This is a genomic window from Pseudomonas sp. NPDC089996 (genome assembly GCF_044748405.1).
Lineage (GTDB): Bacteria > Pseudomonadota > Gammaproteobacteria > Pseudomonadales > Pseudomonadaceae > Aquipseudomonas.
This window is the reverse complement of sequence record NZ_JBIVGA010000021.1, coordinates 37,851-57,807: the sequence shown is the minus strand read 5'-3', so window position 1 is coordinate 57,807 and position 19,957 is coordinate 37,851. Positions and strand designations below refer to the sequence as shown.

Annotated in this window: 18 protein-coding genes; 10 read left to right on the top strand and 8 right to left on the bottom strand. The window is 57.6% G+C overall.

Annotation, left to right across the window (positions count from 1 at the left end):
* Nucleotides 1-145 precede the first annotated feature (145 nt).
* From glyA to ACIPW4_RS25295, 3 genes are all read left to right on the top strand, one after another.
* On the top strand, nucleotides 146-1,399 hold the full coding sequence (glyA, locus tag ACIPW4_RS25305; RefSeq protein WP_060513037.1) for a serine hydroxymethyltransferase: 1,254 nt from the start codon (nucleotides 146-148) through the stop codon (nucleotides 1,397-1,399).
* Nucleotides 1,400-1,545: 146 nt separating this feature from the next.
* Nucleotides 1,546-2,139, top strand: a complete 594-nt coding sequence (locus tag ACIPW4_RS25300) for a hypothetical protein (protein ID WP_400662887.1) — start codon at nucleotides 1,546-1,548, stop codon at nucleotides 2,137-2,139.
* A 71-nt stretch (nucleotides 2,140-2,210) separates the two neighbouring features.
* The gene (locus ACIPW4_RS25295) at nucleotides 2,211-3,194 is read left to right on the top strand and encodes an arsenic resistance protein (protein WP_400662884.1); all 984 of its coding nucleotides are present in this window, start codon (nucleotides 2,211-2,213) and stop codon (nucleotides 3,192-3,194) included.
* Between the two features lie 72 nt (nucleotides 3,195-3,266).
* Here ACIPW4_RS25295 and ACIPW4_RS25290 read toward each other — a convergent pair whose 3' ends face one another.
* Nucleotides 3,267-4,196 carry a malate dehydrogenase gene (locus ACIPW4_RS25290; protein WP_400662906.1) on the bottom strand — a complete coding sequence of 310 codons (930 nt, stop codon included), beginning with the start codon at nucleotides 4,194-4,196 and terminating at the stop codon, nucleotides 3,267-3,269.
* 213 nt (nucleotides 4,197-4,409) lie between these two features.
* Here ACIPW4_RS25290 and ACIPW4_RS25285 point away from each other — a divergent pair, with 213 nt between their 5' ends.
* From ACIPW4_RS25285 to ACIPW4_RS25275, 3 genes are read left to right on the top strand one after another with little or no spacing between them, the layout of a single operon-like run.
* Nucleotides 4,410-5,882 (top strand): CHASE2 domain-containing protein, encoded by a 1,473-nt coding sequence (locus ACIPW4_RS25285; RefSeq protein WP_400662881.1) that lies wholly within the window; start codon nucleotides 4,410-4,412, stop codon nucleotides 5,880-5,882.
* On the top strand, nucleotides 5,842-6,207 hold the full coding sequence (locus tag ACIPW4_RS25280; RefSeq protein ID WP_400662878.1) for a hypothetical protein: 366 nt from the start codon (nucleotides 5,842-5,844) through the stop codon (nucleotides 6,205-6,207). Before ACIPW4_RS25285 ends, ACIPW4_RS25280 begins: the two co-directional genes overlap by 41 nt.
* On the top strand, nucleotides 6,198-7,559 hold the full coding sequence (locus ACIPW4_RS25275; RefSeq protein ID WP_400662875.1) for a M48 family metallopeptidase: 1,362 nt from the start codon (nucleotides 6,198-6,200) through the stop codon (nucleotides 7,557-7,559). Before ACIPW4_RS25280 ends, ACIPW4_RS25275 begins: the two co-directional genes overlap by 10 nt.
* Nucleotides 7,560-7,603: 44 nt before the next feature.
* On the opposite strand, the gene ACIPW4_RS25270 is transcribed toward ACIPW4_RS25275, so the two are convergent.
* Together ACIPW4_RS25270 and ACIPW4_RS25265 are read right to left on the bottom strand one after the other, a co-directional pair.
* Nucleotides 7,604-8,404: a class I SAM-dependent methyltransferase gene (locus ACIPW4_RS25270; protein WP_400662872.1), complete on the bottom strand. Its 801-nt coding sequence runs from the start codon at nucleotides 8,402-8,404 to the stop codon at nucleotides 7,604-7,606.
* Nucleotides 8,405-8,449: 45 nt separating this feature from the next.
* Nucleotides 8,450-10,420, bottom strand: coding sequence for a BCCT family transporter (locus tag ACIPW4_RS25265; RefSeq protein WP_400662869.1), 1,971 nt, complete (start codon nucleotides 10,418-10,420; stop codon nucleotides 8,450-8,452).
* Nucleotides 10,421-10,789: 369 nt separating this feature from the next.
* Between ACIPW4_RS25265 and ACIPW4_RS25260 the strand changes: the two genes are divergently transcribed.
* On the top strand, nucleotides 10,790-11,299 hold the full coding sequence (locus tag ACIPW4_RS25260; protein WP_400662866.1) for a hypothetical protein: 510 nt from the start codon (nucleotides 10,790-10,792) through the stop codon (nucleotides 11,297-11,299).
* 74 nt (nucleotides 11,300-11,373) lie between these two features.
* Here ACIPW4_RS25260 and ACIPW4_RS25255 read toward each other — a convergent pair whose 3' ends face one another.
* On the bottom strand, nucleotides 11,374-11,595 hold the full coding sequence (locus ACIPW4_RS25255) for a hypothetical protein (protein ID WP_400662864.1): 222 nt from the start codon (nucleotides 11,593-11,595) through the stop codon (nucleotides 11,374-11,376).
* A 470-nt stretch (nucleotides 11,596-12,065) separates the two neighbouring features.
* On the opposite strand from ACIPW4_RS25255, the gene ACIPW4_RS25250 reads away from it, so the two are divergent.
* Nucleotides 12,066-12,395 (top strand): hypothetical protein, encoded by a 330-nt coding sequence (locus ACIPW4_RS25250; protein WP_400662862.1) that lies wholly within the window; start codon nucleotides 12,066-12,068, stop codon nucleotides 12,393-12,395.
* A gap of 60 nt (nucleotides 12,396-12,455) precedes the next feature.
* On the opposite strand, the gene ACIPW4_RS25245 is transcribed toward ACIPW4_RS25250, so the two are convergent.
* The gene (locus ACIPW4_RS25245; RefSeq protein WP_400662859.1) at nucleotides 12,456-13,610 is read right to left on the bottom strand and encodes a Fic family protein; all 1,155 of its coding nucleotides are present in this window, start codon (nucleotides 13,608-13,610) and stop codon (nucleotides 12,456-12,458) included.
* 729 nt (nucleotides 13,611-14,339) lie between these two features.
* On the opposite strand from ACIPW4_RS25245, the gene ACIPW4_RS25240 reads away from it, so the two are divergent.
* Together ACIPW4_RS25240 and ACIPW4_RS25235 are read left to right on the top strand one after the other, a co-directional pair.
* Complete coding sequence (locus ACIPW4_RS25240; RefSeq protein ID WP_400662856.1) at nucleotides 14,340-16,034, top strand: DUF262 domain-containing protein; 1,695 nt, start codon at nucleotides 14,340-14,342, stop codon at nucleotides 16,032-16,034.
* A gap of 120 nt (nucleotides 16,035-16,154) precedes the next feature.
* Entirely contained in the window at nucleotides 16,155-16,694 is a 540-nt protein-coding gene (locus ACIPW4_RS25235) for a hypothetical protein (protein ID WP_400662854.1), read from the top strand.
* Between the two features lie 585 nt (nucleotides 16,695-17,279).
* Here the strand turns inward: ACIPW4_RS25235 and ACIPW4_RS25230 are convergent.
* The 3 genes from ACIPW4_RS25230 to ACIPW4_RS25220 are packed head-to-tail and all read right to left on the bottom strand — an operon-like array spanning nucleotide 17,280 to nucleotide 19,793.
* Nucleotides 17,280-17,858 (bottom strand): toll-Interleukin receptor, encoded by a 579-nt coding sequence (locus tag ACIPW4_RS25230; protein WP_400662851.1) that lies wholly within the window; start codon nucleotides 17,856-17,858, stop codon nucleotides 17,280-17,282.
* Between the two features lie 19 nt (nucleotides 17,859-17,877).
* Nucleotides 17,878-18,345, bottom strand: a complete 468-nt coding sequence (locus tag ACIPW4_RS25225) for a TIR domain-containing protein (protein WP_400662849.1) — start codon at nucleotides 18,343-18,345, stop codon at nucleotides 17,878-17,880.
* Between the two features lie 2 nt (nucleotides 18,346-18,347).
* Nucleotides 18,348-19,793 carry an SIR2 family protein gene (locus tag ACIPW4_RS25220; RefSeq protein WP_400662846.1) on the bottom strand — a complete coding sequence of 482 codons (1,446 nt, stop codon included), beginning with the start codon at nucleotides 19,791-19,793 and terminating at the stop codon, nucleotides 18,348-18,350.
* Nucleotides 19,794-19,957: the final 164 nt, after the last annotated feature.

Genomic DNA, 19,957 nt, shown 5'->3' with positions numbered 1-19,957 from the left:
CAGCTCCAATCCCCACCCAGCCCAGCCACGGCGCGGCATGCAACATGAGGCCCATTGGTCCGCGACTTGATGCCACTTCATATGCCAGGCGCGGATCAATCGGTTAGAATGCCCCCCCAAATTACCCCGATCCTTGAGGACCGCCATGTTCAGCCGTGATTTGACCATTGCCAAGTACGACGCCGAGCTCTTCGAAGCCATGCAGCAAGAAGCCCTGCGCCAGGAAGAGCATATCGAGCTGATCGCTTCGGAAAACTACACCAGCCCGGCAGTCATGGAAGCTCAGGGCTCGGTCCTGACCAACAAGTACGCCGAAGGCTACCCAGGCAAGCGCTACTACGGTGGCTGCGAATACGTCGACGTGGTCGAGCAACTGGCCATCGACCGTGCCAAGGAGCTGTTCGGCGCCGACTACGCCAACGTCCAGCCGCACGCAGGCTCACAGGCCAACGCCGCGGTCTACCTGGCCCTGCTGTCGGCCGGTGACACCATCCTGGGCATGAGCCTGGCCCACGGTGGTCACCTGACCCACGGTGCATCGGTCAGCTCGTCGGGCAAGCTGTACAACGCCGTCCAGTACGGCATCGACGGCAACGGCCTGATCGACTACGACGAAGTCGAGCGCCTGGCGGTCGAACACAAGCCGAAGATGATCGTCGCCGGCTTCTCGGCCTACTCGCAGGTACTGGACTTCGCCCGCTTCCGCGCCATCGCCGACAAGGTCGGTGCCTACCTGTTCGTCGACATGGCCCACGTTGCCGGCCTGGTTGCCGCTGGCGTGTACCCGAACCCTGTGCCGTTCGCCGACGTGGTCACCACCACCACCCACAAGACCCTGCGCGGTCCACGTGGCGGCCTGATCCTGGCCCGTGCCAACGCCGATATCGAGAAGAAGCTGAACTCCGCTGTCTTCCCGGGCGCCCAGGGCGGCCCGCTGGAGCACGTGATCGCCGCCAAGGCCATCTGCTTCAAGGAAGCCCTGCAGCCTGAGTTCAAGGCTTACCAGCAGCAGGTCGTGAAAAACGCCCAGGCCATGGCCGAGGTGTTCATCGAGCGTGGTTTCGACGTGGTTTCCGGCGGCACCCAGAACCACCTGTTCCTGCTGTCGCTGATCAAGCAGGAAATCTCTGGTAAAGATGCTGACGCTGCCCTGGGCAAAGCCTTCATCACCGTCAACAAGAACTCGGTACCGAACGACCCACGCTCCCCGTTCGTCACCTCGGGCCTGCGTTTCGGCACCCCAGCCGTCACCACCCGTGGCTTCAAGGAAACCGAGTGCCGCGAGCTGGCCGGCTGGATCTGCGACATCCTGGCTGACCTGAACAACGAAGCGGTGATCGACGCTGTACGCGAGAAGGTCAAGGCCATCTGCAAGAAGCTGCCGGTTTACGGCAACTGATTGGCAGACGCCTGATGTGAAGGAGCCCGGCCTTGCGCCGGGCTTTTTCATGCCTGCCATCTGGCGCTGGAACGGCTTCCGAATAGGTTGAGCGAGCCCGACTGCCTAACCTGCCATCTCCTCAGATACAAGACCGGAGGCCACCCATGGCTGACCACGTAGCACTGTCCTTCACCGCCACCTTGCAGGTTGCTGAAGCATCGATCAATGTGCTGGGAGACATGACCATCGGGCCCGTAACGCTGGCAAGCCCGCACCAGACACCTGGCTACGCCGTTGAAGGTAGCACGACCCTCGGTATGCTGAATGGCACCGACGCGGACTGGCAGCACGGCCGGCAGATGGGCCTGATCACATTCGAGCAAACCGCCCAGCCAGCGGAGCTGCTGCTGTACTTCCGCCACAGCGAAGCGGGCTACCGCATCTATCTGCGTAGCGGTCCCCACGCCGGCGAAGGCGTGTTCATCACCAGGGATGGCCTGGTGAGCGTACAGCCAATCAAGGCAAAGGACCCAAGCCTGTGGGCGATGACCGACGCACAGACGGGTGAGGCGTTCGACCTGACGCAGCTTGAAGATGGCCGCAGAGAAATTCAGCTGGCGAGCGCGGACGGGCATCCACTGGAAATCCACGCGCTGTACCCGGTAGGCGGTTTTCTTGCGTGCTACCCGGCTGCCCGCCAAGGCACCTTGAGCCTGATCATCCAGGATCGCGTGGTCGATTGGCTCAAGCCGACCTGATACGTCGTGCGCCTCCCGTCGTCACGTATTAACCTGTGCCACCCCAAGCACAACCCAGCACAGGCACGGCATTGACCAGAGAGCAACTCGAAACCCAGCAAATCCCGATCTACTTTGCGGCGGTGCTCGCTGCCATTGCCTTTGGCCTGCAGGCCAGCGCCGCCGCACAACACCTGCAAGCCCTGGTCACCCCTGCCATTGCCGTGCTGATGTACGCGATGTTCCTGCAGATTCCCTTCCTTGACCTGCGTCAGGGCATGGGCAACCGCCGCTTCATGGCCGCCCTGCTGCTCGCCAACTTCATCCTCGTACCACTGCTGGTCTGGGCCCTCACCCGCGGCCTTGCCGAGCACTCGGCAATCCTGATTGGCGCCCTGCTGGTGCTACTGACGCCGTGCATCGACTATGTGGTGGTGTTCACCCACATCGGCAAAGGCGACTCGCGTCTGACCCTCGCCGCCACGCCCGTGCTGTTGCTGGTGCAACTGGTGCTGCTGCCCGTTTACCTGGCGCTGATGCTCGGCGACAACAGCAGCAGCGTAGCCATCAGCATCGCGCCGTTCGTGGAAGCCTTCGTGCTGCTGATCGTGCTGCCGATGATCCTCGCCATACTTACCAGCGCTGGCGCCCGACGCTGGCGCGCAGTATCGGCCTGGAACGACGGCTGGGCGTGGATGCCGGTGCCGGCGATGGCACTGGTGCTGGTGGCGGTGATCGGGTCGCAAATCGCCATAGTGCTACGGGACTTCAATAGTTTGCTGCCGGTGATCCCGGTGTACATCGGCTTCATGCTGCTGGCACCGGTGCTCGGGTTCGTTTCGGCGCGGCTGTTGCGCCTGCCGGTGACTGAAGCTCGCTCGGTAACCTTCAGCGCCGCGACGCGCAATTCGCTGGTGGTGTTGCCCTTGGCGCTGGCGCTGCCGGAGGACCTGCGTGGGTTGGCGGCGGCGGCGGTGATTACCCAGACACTGGTTGAGCTGCTAAGTGAATTGATTTACGTCCGGGCCATCCCGGCCCTCATACGACCACGACAGCCCATTACGCGATCGTTGTAGGAGCGGCCTTGCGTCGCGAAAGGGCTGCAAAGCAGCCCCAAATTCTCGCCAGCTGAAGCCGCTCTTCCCCGCTTACAACGCCTTCATCTCTGCAAGATCCCGCGCCACCTGATCGGCAGAGTGATCAAACATCGCCTGCTCCTGTGCATCCAGCGGCAACTCGATCACCCGCGCAATCCCTTCATCTGCCAAAACGCAGGGAACCCCCATGGCGATATCGGTGCGCCCATACTCCCCTTCAAGCATCGCAACCGCCGGCAGAATGCGGTTACGCCCATTGGCGATCGCATCCACCATCTGCGCAATGGCCACGCCCGGCGCATCGCAGGCACTACCGACCTTCTTCAAGCCCAGAATCTCGCCGCCACCTTTACGCGTACGCTCGACAATCCGCTCGATCTGCTCGTCGGACAGGAAATGAGACAGCGGCACCGACCCGACCTGGCAGTAGCGCATCAGCGGCACCATGCTGTCGCCATGCCCACCCAGCACCAGCGCCGTGATATCCCGGGCAGAAAACCCCGTCTCCTCGGCAATGAAGCACTTCATGCGCGCGGTATCCAGCACCCCCGCCTGGCCGAACACCCTGCCCCGCCCCAGTTTGCTGAGCGACCAGGCCCGATAGGTCAACACATCGACCGGGTTCGACACCACCAGCACCGTCGCTTCCGGGGCATGATGGTTTATGTCCTGCATGATGCCGTCGATGATCGGCAAGTTGATGCTCAATACATCCTGACGCGACTGGCCAGGCTTGCGCGGCACGCCTGCGGTGATCACCACCAGCTCGGAGCCTTCCAGCATTGCGGCCTTGGACCCGCCGACAACCCGGGTATCGGAACCCGACTCGACCGCCGCCTGCCAGACATCCAGCGCCTTGCCCTGCGCCAGTTCTCCCTGCACATCGATCAGCATCAGTTCACGGCAGTACTCTTCTCGGGCAATGATCTGAGCCGCCGCCTCGCCCACCAGCCCGGCACCCACGATTGATAGTTTCTTCACCTCACACCTCCCAGCGGCGCGCGCCACCAGGAGCACGCCTGCCTATAGTGAGAAGTATTGACCGCCGGGGGGAAAAGGCCACTCGAAAGGCACCTGCTGTGTACCTCCAGCAAACGTGGCAGACGAAACTGAGTCATTGTTTGAATTTACACAACGTAAAACATTTGGATATCCTTCGCAGCAAAGTGGCCAAGTGACATCACGGAGTGATGGGTGAAGATCTTCTGCAGGTTGGTGTCTCGCTGTTCATCGTGGCGAGCGGCCGTCACGAAAACCTTGAATGTGCTGGATCAAAAGTGTGAGACGTTGCGACAATTCCCACTCGTTCGTGCAGCGCTATATCTGGCCTTTGCTTCGTGGGTCATGTTCAGTGACCCGTTCGGCCTGTCCTCTGCCGCCGACAAGGCCTTGTCAGATCAGCTCGGGCGATTCCGGGCTTTTGCCCAACCCATCGCACCCGCCCCTGTCACCGTCGTCGCCATCGACTACCCAAGCATCGCGGGGTTGAACAACCACGGCGATGGCTGGATGCAGGCCAATGACTGGCCCCTGACCTACGCCGACCATGGGCGAATTCTTCGTGACATTGCGCTGCCCAAAGACGCTGAGGCAGCCCCTGCAGCCATCTTCTACGACATCTTCTTCGAGCGCCCACGCGCCACCAGCGGAGACTTGGAGCAGCTCGGCCGTACGTTGAAACGGCTGGACGCTGACCCTTCCGCAGCCAGGATCCACCTGGCCGGTGGCGGGAAGTTCGTGCCACTGTCCCAGGCATCCGTTGATCAGTTGCAATCTGCCTCACTGGCCGTTTCTGCCTGGGAAGGCAGCGGCGATCTTTATCCATTGCAGGCGCCTCTGGCGGCAACGACAGGCGCCGAACCCTCTGCAACGGCAGCCGCTGCACTCTACCAGGCGCTGTGCAAGGCACGGGGTGATGATTGCCACTGGATCGACGCGCCAAACCTGCCGGACCTGGCCATCCAGTGGAGTATCACGGCCCGGGACGTCTGCCGGGCCGGGCCAGTGGGCACCTGGCAGGATGTGGTAGCAGTGCTCCACAGGTTTGCCGGCCTATCACCGGAGATACACAACCCGCCCGCCGAATGCATGCCTGTCCATCAGGTACGGTTGTCGCAGTTGTATGGCGAGCACCCGGCCAGCCTCAGGCCGCCGCATCTCAAGCCCGGCGAACCGTTCGTAGTGCTGGTGGGGAACGTCATGCCGAGCCTCAACGACTACGTGGCCTCGCCGCTTTACGGCCAGGTGGCTGGCGTCTACCTGCATGCCAATGCACTGGTGAACCTGAATGAAATGGGACAGGGGTATGTGCGGCAAAGCAGCGTTCAACCATTGGTCTTCCTCTGTTTGCTCGTGGCGGTTGTGTTCTGGATGTGGAAGGCCGGCACGCTTGGCTACAGCGCCCAGTCCCGGCTTACGGCCACCAGCGAGAGCGGGACGTTTCTTTCGAACCTGATCAATGCAGGGCTTTTGACCCTGGTCACGATCCTGCTGATCGCCTCAAGCTTCTACCTGTGCCACACGCTGCACGTCGCCCCCGAAGGCTGGATGGCGTTGGTCGCCTTCCTCCCGCTGCTGAGGGAAGCCATCGCGGCGACCGAGTCGAATTATTCCAAGGAAGAACCCAGTGAAAAAACGCTCTGCGATCTATCTGTTGCTGCTGGCTAGCCTGAGCGTCGTGCCGGTCTCGGCCGAAACGCTGCGCATCCAGAACATCCCCCACCCCGAGCAGGTTGAGGCGGAGTCCGCCAAAGGTGGTGAATACCGGTGGGTATCGGAGTTGGGCAAGTTGACCTACCCACTACCGGCCAAGGCAGTGGCAGGCAAGCGCCTGGAGTTTCGCCAGGGCAATGCCGCGTGGCGAGTGTCGCGTGCCGACGTGGAACTGGTGAATGAAAAACTGGTGGTCGACGCCTGCAGCACCCTGCCGGTGACCCTCGCCGGCGATGCGAAATCTGCAAGCGTCAAAGGAGCGGGTGAAGGATGCAAATGACCAGGCTGGGCTGCGGCCTGCTCGCACTGGCGCTTGCCATGCTCTGCGGTTGCGCTGTCGACCCGAAGTACAGCCCGCTCAAACCACTGGAAGGAGCCGACCGAAAGGTCAACATCAACGATGTCCGGCAATTGCGCCAGATGGACCGCACGCCGGTCCTGGACCCGGACCTGATCGCCTATGTGCAGCGCATCCGCCAGCGCCTTGAAACTGCCTGGGGCAAGCCGTGCGATTGCGTGGTGGTAGTCGACTCGTTCAGCGGCTACGAAGCTTACTCGCTCTCTACCACAACCATCGTGGTGTCGGCCGGGCTGATAGCCCAGGCAGGTTCCGAAGACGAGGTTGCCGCAGTCATCGCACACGAACTCGGCCATGTGTATCAGGGCGACACCACCAAGGGCAGCCAACAGCAGATGGCCCTGGACATGGCCAAACTGGCTGGCTGGGCCTCCGGGGCTGGCGGCTACACGCTGCTGTTTGGCGAAACCGTGGATGACGTGACCAAAGGCCTTGTCTACAAGCGCTGGAACCAGGACCAGGAAATAGCTGCCGACCGTTTCTCGGCACAGTTGCTGCTCAAGGCCGGGTACTCCCTCGATGGCCTGAAAATGGCTGTGCGTCGTCTGGGGCAATACGGCAAAGGTGTACAGCTGACCCAAGCGCCGCAGGCGCCCCAGTGCGTGAACGGCAAGAACGGCAATTACCAGTTCAGCCTGCGGGGCTGCAGCAAGGCATTTAGCGGAGTCAACGAGAGCATCTATGAATCGCCTGAAAAGCGGCTGGAGCCGGTCGTAGAACTGGCCGCCAGCCTGCCACCCGAGCAGCGCCGACGCCGGGAAGGGGGACCATTGCCGGTGTTCGCTTCGACCGATTACCTGTTCCGCCTGAATGACCTGGTCGCCAGCAATCGACCACAGCTGAAGGCGGCCCTGGCCAAAATTGAAACGCAACCATTGCCCCCGACCTTGCAGGGCAATGTGGCTGTCACCAACAAGTTGGCGATGGCGTACGCCATCGCCGGTGACCAGCAGCGTGCGAGCGCTTACATGCACACCAGCTTGCAGAGTACCGGGCGCACCGCCTGGACATTCAACATGCTGTTCAAGCAGGTGGACCGCAGTGGCGATCGTGCGCAAGTCATGAAGGCCATCGAAGACTCGCACCTGGAAGTCGGCTACATGGCACAGCTGTTACCGGTGGAGTACTACCTGACCAAGCGCCACGGCCTGCAGGTGTACGAGCTGGTGGCATACGGAAGGTGCATCTCCAATATGGTCGATGACGTGACCACCTATAAGACCTGCGCGAAGTTCGAAGGGCTGGCAAAGCAGGGTGGCAGCGCAAACTGGTGATCGCTAGGGCGCCTTCGGTTTTCAATCGATGGGCTCAAACATCTTCATGGCTTGTCCGCGACCAGGGTGTAGCACATGGGTATCTGGGCCACGCCCTGCTCGTAGACATCGTAGATATCTTCCCGATTGGAATGCGGGTACTCGTTGAATGCACGCAGCCTCATCCCTGCGCCAGCGATACTCGTGAGCACATCGCCCAACGGGTGGAAATGCCAGTAAGACGGCTGCCCGTTCTGCTCGCCTTTGCCCTCGTAGACAATCGCGCCAGTCTCGACCAGCGGCTCACTCTGGAAGTAGGAACTGCAGATACGCCACGGGTCACCGGCTTCGGGATCGAGCATTTCCAGGAGCGGGTGCGTCTCGTAAATCACCAACGTCCCACCCGGTTTCAATGTCCTGGCAACCTGGCTGAAGAACAACCCGAGGTTGGGCATCCAGTTCACAACACCGATGGTGATCAACGCGATATCGAAGCGTTCGTAGAGGCTTGCCGGAAGTTCGTGGATGTCCGCCTCGACAAACTCAGGCAGGTAATGTGAGCGCTCCACCAGTTCGTGCGCCTGCTTGAGAAACTCGCGAGACTGATCAACCCCGACCACCTCCAATGCGCCCAGCGCGAACAGCGATAACGCCTCGCGCCCATTGTTGCAGCCCAGCTGAACGACACTTTTTGCCGTTACACCCACCTGTGACAGCAACTCGGTCAGGGTCGGGTCGAGGCAGGAAAAGTCCTTGTGAGCCACGGCATCCATAAGCCAAGACCAGGCGGCACTGCGCCGGTGATGGTCGGCAGAGGCATTCCACGCCTCACGATTTGCTTCGATAACTTCCTTGTGAGAAACCATCTTGAACCTCTGACATTACGTAGGTAGCGGCCAGAACCAGACACATCAACGCACCACGTGCAGGTAGTGCAAATGCCGCTCGTACTGATCGAGAATATCGCCAATGACATCCTCACGGGCCCAGCCCATGATGTCGTAATCCTGCCCGCCTTCGCGCAGATGAACTTCGGCACGGAAGTACTTGCGCGCATCGGAGGCATCATCACTGTCGCGCACGACAAAACTGGGCTCGGTGAACGCGCGCGGGCGCACTTCATAAAGAAAACGCCCCTCCCCCGTTTGCAGCAGCTCCAGCGCGACGCTGCCGTTCTCGGCCTCGTTGACCGTCACTTCGTAACCCTGCTTGCGCAGTTCGCTCGCCACTTCTTCGCACGCGGGTTTGGCCACCTCGCTGATGAAACGATTGACATGGGCGCGCCGCGGGCGCATCGCGATGTTGCGCAAGCGCCGCTGCCAGCCGCCGTGTGCATGACGGGCGTGCTGAGGGCCGGGCAGTGCCTGATTGCGCAAGCCACGCCGGGTGGCATCCAGGCTCAGCGCCTTGAACAAGCCCCAGATCGATGCCAGCAAGATGATCGAGAAGGGCAAGGCACTGGCGATGGTTGCCGTCTGCAAGGCCTTCAGCCCATTGGCCAGCAACAGCGCGATAGCCACCACACCGATGGTCACCGACCAGAAAATACGCTGCCACAAGGGCGAATGGTCGTGCCCGGAAGACGCCAGCATGTCGACCACCAGCGCCCCCGAGTCGGCGGAAGTCACGAAAAACACCACCACCATCAGCACGGCGACCATCGAGATCAGGCGCGAGAACGGGAAGTGCTCGAGAAAGGCGAACAGCGCCAGTGAGCTGTCCTGATCGATCACCTTCGCCAGCTCCGTGACGCCCTGGTTGAGCACCATGTGGATCGCCGAGTCGCCGAAGATGGTCATCCAGAACAGCGTGAAGCCGGCAGGCACGAAGAGCACGCCACACACGAACTCGCGAATGGTTCTGCCACGGGAGATGCGCGCAATGAACAGGCCCACAAATGGCGACCACGACAACCACCACCCCCAGTACAGCAGCGTCCACCCGCCAATCCAGTCGGTGGGTTCATAGGCGTACAGGTTGAAGGTCTTGTTGACGATGTCCGAAAGATACGCACCAGTGTTCTGCACGTAGGCCTGCAACAGGAAAACCGTCGGCCCCAGCAGCAGCACGAAGAGCATCAGCACCACGGCCAACCCGAGGTTGATCTCCGACAGGATGCGGATGCCCTTGTCCAGGCCACTGGCCACCGAGAGCGTGGCCAGCGCGCACGTCGCCGTGATCAGGATGACCTGGACGGTGGTGTTCACCGGCAGCCCGAACAAGTGATGGAAACCACTGTTGATCTGCAACACGCCGTAACCCAACGAAGTCGCGACGCCGAACACCGTGCCGAGTATGGCAAACACGTCGACTGCGTGGCCGATCGGGCCATGGATGCGGTCGCCAATCAGCGGATACAACGCTGAACGCAGCGTCAGTGGCAGGCCATTGCGAAAGCTGAAGTAAGCGAGGATCAGCGCAACCATGGCGTAGATCGCCCAGGCATGCAGCCCCCAGTGGAAGAACGTGATCTTCATCGCCTCGCGCGCAGCGGCCACCGTACCGGCCTCGCCTACCGGAGGGCTGGTGAAGTGCATGACCGGTTCGGCCACGCCGAAAAACATCAGGCCGATGCCCATGCCTGCCGAGAACAGCATGGCGAACCAGCTGCTGTTGCGGTAATTGGGCTCGCTGTGATCCGGCCCCAGCTTGATGTCCCCGTAGCGACTCACGGCCAGAAACACCACGCTGATCAGAATCAGTGCGACTGACAGAATGTAGAACCAGCTGGCGTTGGTATTGATCCAGCGTTGGATTTGGTCGAATTGAGTCTGTGCCTCGCCCTGGAAGAACACGGCGTACATCACCAGCAACAAGATCAAGATGGCGCTGGTGTAGAACACGGGCGGATTGAGGGTGCTTTTGGGCTTGGAGCTGTCCATAAAGGGGTCGGTCTCTTCTGGCGCTAAGCGCTCGCATGCTGGGAGGCCGCAACGGCTCATGGAGTGTAGTTCAGAAGGGTTTTAGTGCATTGGATGCTGGGCCTGCTTATCTACAAGCCTTGTACTGGTGTGGGAGCCGCGCTTGCCGGCGATGGGCTGCGAAGCGGCCCCAAACCGTGTGCATCATATTCATGTGAACTGCTGTACAGCCTTGTGCCGGGCTTTTTCGCATGTGCATGGAAATGCAACTCGCTGAGCCGATGGCCGTAGCCTCCTTAGCATCGGGCATTTCCAGCAAAAAGGGTCTGCACCATGCTTAGCCACAGGCAACAGTCATTCATTGGGCAAATCAGCGTCCCTGGCGCGCACTTGAACTTTCTCGATGTGCTGCTGGGGAGGCCAGCGAAAATCCTCATCGCAGGGTCTGGGGGAGGCGTATTCAGTGGCCGGTTCAACGAACGGGACGATTCTCACCTGCTCGGCCACCAGCCCGCAGCCAACCCTCACCTATCGCCTATCCTGTACTTCAGGCACACCAAGGATGGCTATCAGCTGTATGTAAGATCTCCCGGCGGCCATTTCGGAAAGGCGATCAGCCGGGGCAGCCAGGGAGAGATCGGCGCATTCAGTACAGAGCGCACAGCACCCGCCCGGTTCGAGCTGCTCGGTGCGTACGGCCCCCTGACCCTGGCAGACATGACCGGCGACTCTGTCGCCTGCATGTTGCGCGAACGTGCAAGCGGTCATTGCCTGCATCTACACCGGCGCCACGACTCCAGGCACACCTACCTGTTTGCCAGCTACGATGCAAAGCTGCATTTGAAACTCACCATACTGGAACGCAATGCCGCGTGGCTGAATCACCCGGATGAAATCTAGTTGTCGGGCATAGCCTGTTCAAGTCAACAGCTGCGCCAGCGTTGGCTGGCGGCAGCGGTGACTTCGCCGGTCTGCTACGTATGCTGGTCGCTAGGCTCGATCATCTTTCCACACTGCTCGCTGGCCAACCGGCTGATGATGCGGATTGCCTGGTGAATGCCGGCAGTGTTGCGGAAACTGAGCTGAGGGTTGTGCTCGCACTCCAGCACTTCATCGTGCTGGACCAGGGCTTCGCCGAGCAGTTCGAGGGTCCAGGCGTAGCTCTGGAGGTTGGAGAGGCGATCTTGGTCAGTCATGGGGCACCTGCCTGGGCTTGGAGGTGGGGTGCGTTATGTTGCAGATGGGGTAGAAGCGATGAGGTTCGGGAGCCGGCGCGGGGCGGCGGCGGAGAGCGGATGCGAGGGTCCTGAACGGATTTCTGATGGTCATGCATGAGTTCCTTTCGTTGTGGAACTGCCACCGCTCGCGGCCAAGCAAGTTTAGGTGGCAGCAGTACGCGGGTTGGCCGACCGGGACGAAAGGAGCCCGGCACACCCGAAGGTGTCCCGCGCACCACCGCCATAACGCAACATCGCGGGCACAAAAAAAGCGCCTGCGATGAAGATTGGGCGCTGCTGCGCCTTTCGATTCCGACCGGCCAAGGTCGCATCACCGATGCTTCGGCGACTGGGGGAATTTATCCCTATGCGGCTGCTTTCGCAAGCGTGAGGGCCAGTCGGAAGCCCACACAGGTAGTAGGGCCGCAAACGTTACGAAACGGCCCCTCATGATGAAAAGGGGCATCAGTAGCCCAGATCATCTGGCAGCGTTCAGCGCCTCACTCATGGCACAAGGCACCGAGATCTACCACGATGCCCGTCATCCTTCAGCGGCTAAAAAGCGCATCACACTGCTGCGACCGGTGGACGATACTCTGACCCTGGAACCACGCGAAGGTGATCGGGTGCTCGGCTTTCACTACTCGGTGGTGAACTGGACGCCTCAGCCCACTCCACGAGGGACCAAAGTAAGTGAAATCCTGATCGATTGGGCAAAAGAAAAAAGTGTTTTGAGGATTGCGGCGGCGACCTTCGGGCAGGGACCAGTGCGGAGGTAGGGGCCACCTTGCGGCCCTTCGCAGCGCAAGACCGCTCCTACAGCGCGGTGCCTGTGCGGGTCAGGGGCTATCGAGTGGCTCGGGGATGAAGCCTTGCTCTCTCAATGCCTTGATCACGCCACGTATCAAGTAGTTGTTCGAGAAACCGATCGTGTACTGCCTTGAACCTGGGCTAAGCGGCAGCAGCATCCCTTGGTCCACCAGATTTTTGATCTGGTAGGTACGCTGTGGCGCAGTGAGCTTCGGGACCGCCTGTCCGATGTCGCTAGACTTCACCACCTTCATGCGTATCGCACAGTCCAGGATTTGCTCTTCAACCGGGGTAATCCACTTCCGGCTGCGCGCATAGCTTACCGCAGGGGATAAGATCGATTTCGTGAGGTAATCATACTGAGTGAGCCTGTCCACCTTCTCCAGCTCATCCCGAATGCCCTCGAGGACATAAACGCACCACGCTTCCAATCCTGTCGGCGTGCCGGTATCGGCTACCCCCAGCATGCCGTAATACTTCTCCCGGTCGTTGCAAAACACCGCCGTGGGGTTCAGCACCCTGCCGCCACCGTTCACGTTGAAACCGTACTTCATCAGCAACGCGTAAGTAAGCAACCTCACCACCCGCCCATTACCATTACCGAATGGGTGGATCCAGCCAAAGCGATGGTGCGCCAGCGCCACTTTCATCAACGCGTATTTAGGTGAATCGTCGCGATTGATGAAGCAGACCAGCTCCTGCATGTACTGCGGCACCAGCAGCCCCTCCGGGGGAAGATGGTCCGACTGCGAAATCTGCACACCCCCTTCACGGTAGGCCCCAGGCGTGCGGTCACCCTCGCGATGGAGATCGACCACAGTCATGGCATGCAGTTCGCGGATCATGTGCTCCGTCAGGGGCACACCGGGCTGCATCACCTCTTCGATGTAGTCCATCGCTCTTTCGATATTGGCAACCTCCAGCAACTGATCGGTGCTATCGGCCGTGCCTTCGACCTTGCTGTCGATGTAGTCCGCCAAGGTGGTGTGGTTACCCTCGATTCGCGCAGAACCCAAGCTCTCGAGGGTGTGGAAGATGTCCTTGAGCTGGAAGAAAATCGATGCCGGGGTATCGCCCTCAAGACTCAGACGACGCAGGAACTCAAGCTCGCTCAGCACGTCGACCAGGGGCGAGTCAAAGGATGGGTTCAACAGCTGGAGATCGTGGTGAGAAAATTGAGGCATCTCGGAATTATCTCTAGGAGGCGAATGCATTATCTCAAATTTTTTTGCTCTTATGCCCGTAAACACTGGGCTCAAGGCATATCAAAGAAAAGCATTATCTCAAATCCCCTGCAAGATTAAGTCAAAAAAGGCGGGGCGATAAGTCGATTGGGCGAGGGGCTGGACGAACAGTACAAGGTAGGAAACCGGCCTGCGAATCGTCAGACCCAACCTCGGGCAACCGGCACGATGCGCGAGTACATCGCCTGCTAACCGAACCTAGGATGTACTAACGAATGTACATAAATGCCGCAGAATGTGGCGTTTTAACGCCCAGGGAGTGGGCGCAAAAAACCGCCTAGGCGGCGGTTTCATTGGGCTCCACGTATGGTGGTGAACCATCGCGGATTAAAGACTGGTGCCGGAGACAGAAGGACGGTTGTTGGTAGTGAGGGCTCGGTTTTAGTAGGGCTGGAATTTGGTGGATTTTTCGATGTACCTCAAAGGTTATCTATAAAAAAATCAGCTATTTATGGCTTTCGGTGGAATCGAATCGGGAATTTTTGGGCTGTTTAAATTGGTGCCCAGCGAGAGTAGGAGATTGCATACCGCTTGGCCATTGAGCCCTAACCGCGAAGCCCTGGGGATGCTGACGGGGCCAAGCAAAATAAATATAGTGCCCAAGCATGCAAAAAAGCACCACTCAAGCGATGATGAGGCAAAACGCCACCACCCATAAGGACATACCTCTTGGAAGCCTCTTCAACCATTCGCAACATGCTGGCCAACAACCGCATCGTCGTGCCCACATATCAACGCGCTTATGCCTGGGATACGCCAGCTGAAGGTTCAACCCGCGTCAGTCAGACAGCGGTATTTCTATCCGACCTGGAAGCCTATCGCAGCAGCAACTCCCGCAGCCCTTATTACTTTGGCCATTTCCTATTTGAGCAGACACAGGGAGAGTACCGGGTAATTGACGGCCAGCAGCGCCTGACCACGATCACGCTGTTTCTAGCTGCATTGTTCGCATGCCTACAAGCCAAGCGCGCACTCACCGAAGATGAGCAGGACTGCTACAAAGACATGATCAAGCGGGAAAGTCAGATCCGCTTCAAGACGGTCGGTTACGACAACCAGACCTTTGTCGATTATGTGATCAACCAGTCCAGAACCGTCGCCCCTGCTTCGCTGACCACATCTGCCCAGCGGCTCATCAATGCTTTCGACTTCTTCAAAAAGAAGCTGGGTTCTCAGCCTGAAGCCTTCCTGACCGACATGCTGCGAATCGTGTCCCAGGCATCATGCAGTACACACCCAGTGCGGGACGAGGCTGAAGCCATCCAGATGTTCATCTTCCAGAACAACCGCGGCAAGCGCCCATCCAACCTTGAGGTGGTTAAGGCGCAGTTCATGTATGCCATCCATCTTCACAGCGAAGATCAACAAGCGCGGGACAACCTGATCGAAGAGATCCAGAACCGCTTCGAAACCATCTACAAGTCGATCTCGGCAATTGATTACCGCATCAATGAAGACGACGTGCTGCAGCACACCTTGCGCGTTCACTTCAATTCGCTGTGGGAAAGCGGTGCGCTGGACCGGATTGAGAAAATGCTTACAGCAGAGTCGCCTCTTGAGTTTGTGAAAGACTTCACCAGCTCACTGGCCATCAGTTTCGAACATTTAACGGCATTTTTCGGCGCTGACGAGCGAAGCAGTTTTCCGATTCACTCACTTGTGAGCTTGGGCGGAATCGGGATTGTACTGCCATTTATTCTCAAGGCCTACAGCTTTGGTCTTCCTCTCCCGGACAAGAACCAGCTTTGTGTTGCCTTTGAAAGCCTGATCATCCGACATCGCCTGATTGGCACTCGTGCGGATATCACATCCCGCATTAATGATACTTACGAGGCATTTACCAGTGACGCACCGGCGATAGGGCCTATCCTTGAGAACATCGAGCGTCTCAAGACTGTAGGCAGTGGGTGGTGGGCTTATTGGAACAATGAAAAACTGGCAGAGGCTCTAGAATGGGGTATCAGACACTCTACCGCTAGGCACCTGCTATGGAAGTACGAAGTGCACCTGGAAGGACAAGGTCAGCGCGGTTATGAGCCGCGGCGTAATGACGACATCAAGCGTCCAGAACTGGAGCACATCGCCCCAACCACCGAGCCCACAGCTAGTCCTCATGGTTACGGCGCCTACGACGAAACCTTCAAGGGCGAATACCTGAACTGCCTCGGCAATTACCTGCTGGTGTCCAAATCCCACAACTGTGCGGTGGGAAACATCCCATTCGCCGAAAAACTGAAGACCTACCAGCACAATTTCCAACAACGCGAAATAGTCAAATTTGTCAGCGCAGGTAGCGTTTGGGACCAAGATTCAATCCAGGCGAGGCACGATAAGATCGTCGCAGCGTTGATAAGTGATCTTTAAATAGACTGCACTCTCGCCCTGATCTAAAAAACTGGGCCGACTACATGAATGGTGTAACGCCTAAAATGCTTACAGCGCAATAGTTTCTTTATAGCCAATACAAACAAATGGAGCTTGAAAATGATTCAATGGCCAGCACACTCAAAAATAACCTGCCTGGACTCAAACGATAATGTCATTGCAGCGTCAGTGCGCAGCAGGCTGGATTTGTCGGATTCTCTGATGCTGCACCGTGACAATACAAACCCATTATCTTGCCAAATTGAGGTTCTAACAAAGTCGACAGATTGGACAACCTGGAACTCGATTAACGTAAAAAGAATCGAAGACCACATCATCTACGACCTTGAGTTTGACGGCTACACGGTAAAAATCGATCGTATCAGCAAGCCAAGCAGAACATTGTGCAGCAAACCGTTCAAGTGGCAACTTGAAATAAGCGTCGACTACGACGACACAGAGCTTGGCGTGGATAAAAAACCTGTAGGCACCCGGTTCAAGGTAGCGCGCAGTGACGCATCCGTTAAAACCATTCAATCAAACATTGAGAAGGTTTTCGGTCTGCCCCGCGGCTCCGTTTGCTTACTGACACCTGAAGCCAAAAAAGCCAATTTGCGCTCTTCGATAAAAAGCCTGAGGAGTAAATGGAAAAATAGCTGACGCTGCTCGCGGCAGAAACAAAAATGCCCGCACAGGGCGGGCATCTTGTGGGAGGCAGCATGCAAATAAGGCTGCATAAAACCTGGTGAACTGGTGCGGAGACAGACGGACGGTTGTTGGCCGTAAGGTCCCGGATTTCGGGGGGCTGGAATTTGATGTACCTTTTGATGTACCTCATAAGGTATCTATAAACAAATCAGCTAGTTATGGCTTTCAGTGGAATCGAATTGGGAATTGCGGAGACTCCAGTGAGAGCTACACCCACGTCAAATGCTAGGTGAGGAACGGCAGAAAACGCCTCGAAGCTGCCCTTCAACACCGGCGGACAACGGCCAAAAGGAGCCAGTTGAATGCGCCCAGGAAGTTGGAAGCTTCACCCTATTAGACATCGACTAACACCTTAAGTCTCGCGAGTATGCTCTCGCAGAGTGTGTGAAACCGATCCGACTGCTGCTGCACATAGAAAAAATCCCCTTGCTAAGTGTCGATGCCGCTATCGTCACGGATACTGACACGCCCCGAGCACTACGTTTTGCGCGCAGTGGCCAAAGGATGATGCAGCCAGGTCGGGGATTCGGGTGTAGGCTAGCGGTTGTAGCGTTGCCACGACGGGGCACCGCTCGCAAAGCTCTTGAGATTGCTCCATTGATTGCCTCGGTCTTCCACGAAATGGTACGTGACATAGTTCTCCAGTTTCTTGGTGACGACCGGATATAGCCCTAGGTATTCCTGCCCCTCAAAGCTTTGGCTCTCCGAGTCCAGCAGCGGGAGGATTGCGACTTGGCCTGGTTTGTGACCATCAAAGAAGCCCAGCTCCCAGGGCATCCATTTTGATCCTGAGGAGTTACCGGTGGCGATATACATCATAGAGCGAGAAGATTTCATACGCTCCCGCAGGACTGCAGCGGTTTCTTTATCTACCGAATTGCGATCCAGCTTTTTGTCGACGACCCAATCCACATAGACTTTCAGGCCCTGTTTCTGCAACAGCAGCATCACTCCCAGAACTAGATCAGAGTCATCGATCGAGTGAGACAGGAAAATGTCGAACTCCTCACGAGGCTTGTAGCTTTCCATTGTTGCGGTCAAAACAGCTTGCGCGGTGCGATAGCCACGAGCTCCGGCCGCAGCGGCACGCGCCTCGCTTTTAGTGAAGTAGGCCATATTTATCACTTCCAATTAGCTAGAGTTTGATGGCGTTTTCGATCCAGGTAGCCAAGTTTTCTTTAATATCACCATAGGCATCTGTGGCCTTGGGCTCGTACACCAGTGGTTTGACGGTTACACCATTACGCTTAAAGGTGAAATTGTCGAAGGGGTTGGAACCTTTCGAACTATAGCCATTCCGGGGGCAATTTAGCCGATGAATGTAGACACCGACAACCGGCTTATTAAGCTCCCAGGCGCGTTTAATCTCGTATTTAACCCAGGGGCGCTCGGCTGTTTTGCTACCGATCAACACCACAAGGCAGGATTTACCATTTAAATTTCGATCAATCCAGTCCTTCACACCTTTCTCAGTGCGTTTAATCTGCTCCCAGGTATTGGGACTGACGGGCTCGTCTCCTTCCAATGCGCCCATCTGGCGAATTTGTTGCACTCGCATCACATCGTTATCGAAGTGAAAGCTATAAAAGACCTTGCGTTTCATCCCTAACCCCCAAGCTTCTTGATGATAGACAAAACTTTTTTCTCGATAGTGGCCCGATCAACTGCTTGATCTGCGAGTTTTGCTACTTCCTCCTCCAGCCAAGGGTGCTGGGAGAAGTGATTAGCCTGATTGGCCAGCATCTCATCAGCCAGCTCTTTGGCCATGTAGCCGGTGGCACCAATAGGTAATGCAGCGCATCCTTTCTCTTGAGCGATCGAAAACTCACTGCGTACGCCATCAGCATTAACGATGGTACCGTCTTTGACCTTATTGCCGAAGACAAAAATAGCAATACCAGAAAGCCCAATCATTCGATGCCTGTACTCTTGCCACAGCTCTCTCAAGTCTTTGCCCTTTGAGGCCACCTGCGGGAATGGTCGCATGATAAGCTGGTCTTCGGAATACTTCTCCGGCTTAGAGTAGATGGCATCGAGTGCACCGTTGATGACGGCACTACCGATGCCCCAGCCAAACCCGTTAACGACTCGATAACCTTCTTTCACTAGGGCGGCTGAGAGGGAGTGTATGAAATTCAGGGCTTCTTGCTTCTTCCAAACGCCATACTCCTCGGCGCTGCCTGAGATGAAGATGGTCTTTTTGAGAAAACGGCTCTCGATCTCCTTTAGGATCTTCGGGATGTCTTCATAGTTGTCGACCAGCAGTGCTTGAATTCCGAAGCGCTGCAGATCACGGACGTGATACTCCTGCCGACGCTGGCGATACTTCGCTAGCTCCGCATCTTCTTTGCCTTGAGGTTCTGCAGGTTCTTTGCGAAGGAAGCAGTAGTGGGTCCGGCGAAAATTATCCGCGACATGGAGTCGGCTCAATACATAATCAAGATTCGGGTCCGTGAAGCTGAAGCCGATGAACAGAAATGTTTTGGAGACCAGATCCCCGCTGAGAGCCGTTACAAAGGATTCATGGGTTCTGTGGTATTTCTCATACTGCTCTTTATAGAGGACGGCATCACCAGGCAATGACACGTCACCGTGCATCTTGTAGACGACAGCGTCTCGCTTGGGGCGGGTGGTGACGAGGTCATTAACCCTGCGTTTGACGTCAGCAACACGATAGTTCGCCTTGAGGCTATCTTCGATCAGGGTGTCGTAGTTGGTCGTCCAATAGGTTCTGATCGGAAGTCGCGAAACGATGTTATGGGCCTCAGAGGGTTCTGCCTGCTCGGAGAACTCTTCAAGGATTTTCCGGGCTAGGCCAGCGTGGCTGTTTTTCTTGTTGACATGGTATTGGGCCACGGAAATCAGGTCGTGCTCCAGCTCAACCTTGAGGCCTAGCTCTAAGGTGATATCGCTGAGCAGCTCGCTCCAATTCACGAAGCCACAACTCTTGGACAACCCGGCCCCTGCGAATACGGCGGCCACTCCTGCTTCGATATCTTTGACGTAGGTCTTGATGAACGCTTCGATTTCAGGCGAAAACTGCGCAGTCACTCTCGAGTACCTCCTTGTATGGAAAATCTGGCCACTAGCCATCACGAGTAAGCTATCTGGTGCCGACATAACAGGATTTCAAGGTCTGTTTTGCGCTGACTAGCTCTCGACTCATTTAGTGACTTATCGTGCGGCGCTACGAAGCCATCTCTTTTGGATCGCGC

Excerpts from the sequence above, each read along its gene's own strand:
- glyA (WP_060513037.1), top strand. The coding sequence starts at position 146 with ATGTTCAGCCGTGATTTGACCATTGCCAAGTACGACGCCGAGCTCTTC.
- ACIPW4_RS25300 (WP_400662887.1), top strand. The coding sequence starts at position 1,546 with ATGGCTGACCACGTAGCACTGTCCTTCACCGCCACCTTGCAGGTTGCT.
- ACIPW4_RS25275 (WP_400662875.1), top strand. The coding sequence starts at position 6,198 with ATGCAAATGACCAGGCTGGGCTGCGGCCTGCTCGCACTGGCGCTTGCC.
- ACIPW4_RS25270 (WP_400662872.1), bottom strand. The coding sequence starts at position 8,404 with ATGGTTTCTCACAAGGAAGTTATCGAAGCAAATCGTGAGGCGTGGAAT.
- ACIPW4_RS25265 (WP_400662869.1), bottom strand. The coding sequence starts at position 10,420 with ATGGACAGCTCCAAGCCCAAAAGCACCCTCAATCCGCCCGTGTTCTAC.
- ACIPW4_RS25255 (WP_400662864.1), bottom strand. The coding sequence starts at position 11,595 with ATGACTGACCAAGATCGCCTCTCCAACCTCCAGAGCTACGCCTGGACC.
- ACIPW4_RS25250 (WP_400662862.1), top strand. The coding sequence starts at position 12,066 with ATGATGAAAAGGGGCATCAGTAGCCCAGATCATCTGGCAGCGTTCAGC.
- ACIPW4_RS25245 (WP_400662859.1), bottom strand. The coding sequence starts at position 13,610 with ATGCCTCAATTTTCTCACCACGATCTCCAGCTGTTGAACCCATCCTTT.
- ACIPW4_RS25235 (WP_400662854.1), top strand. The coding sequence starts at position 16,155 with ATGATTCAATGGCCAGCACACTCAAAAATAACCTGCCTGGACTCAAAC.
- ACIPW4_RS25230 (WP_400662851.1), bottom strand. The coding sequence starts at position 17,858 with ATGGCCTACTTCACTAAAAGCGAGGCGCGTGCCGCTGCGGCCGGAGCT.
- ACIPW4_RS25225 (WP_400662849.1), bottom strand. The coding sequence starts at position 18,345 with ATGAAACGCAAGGTCTTTTATAGCTTTCACTTCGATAACGATGTGATG.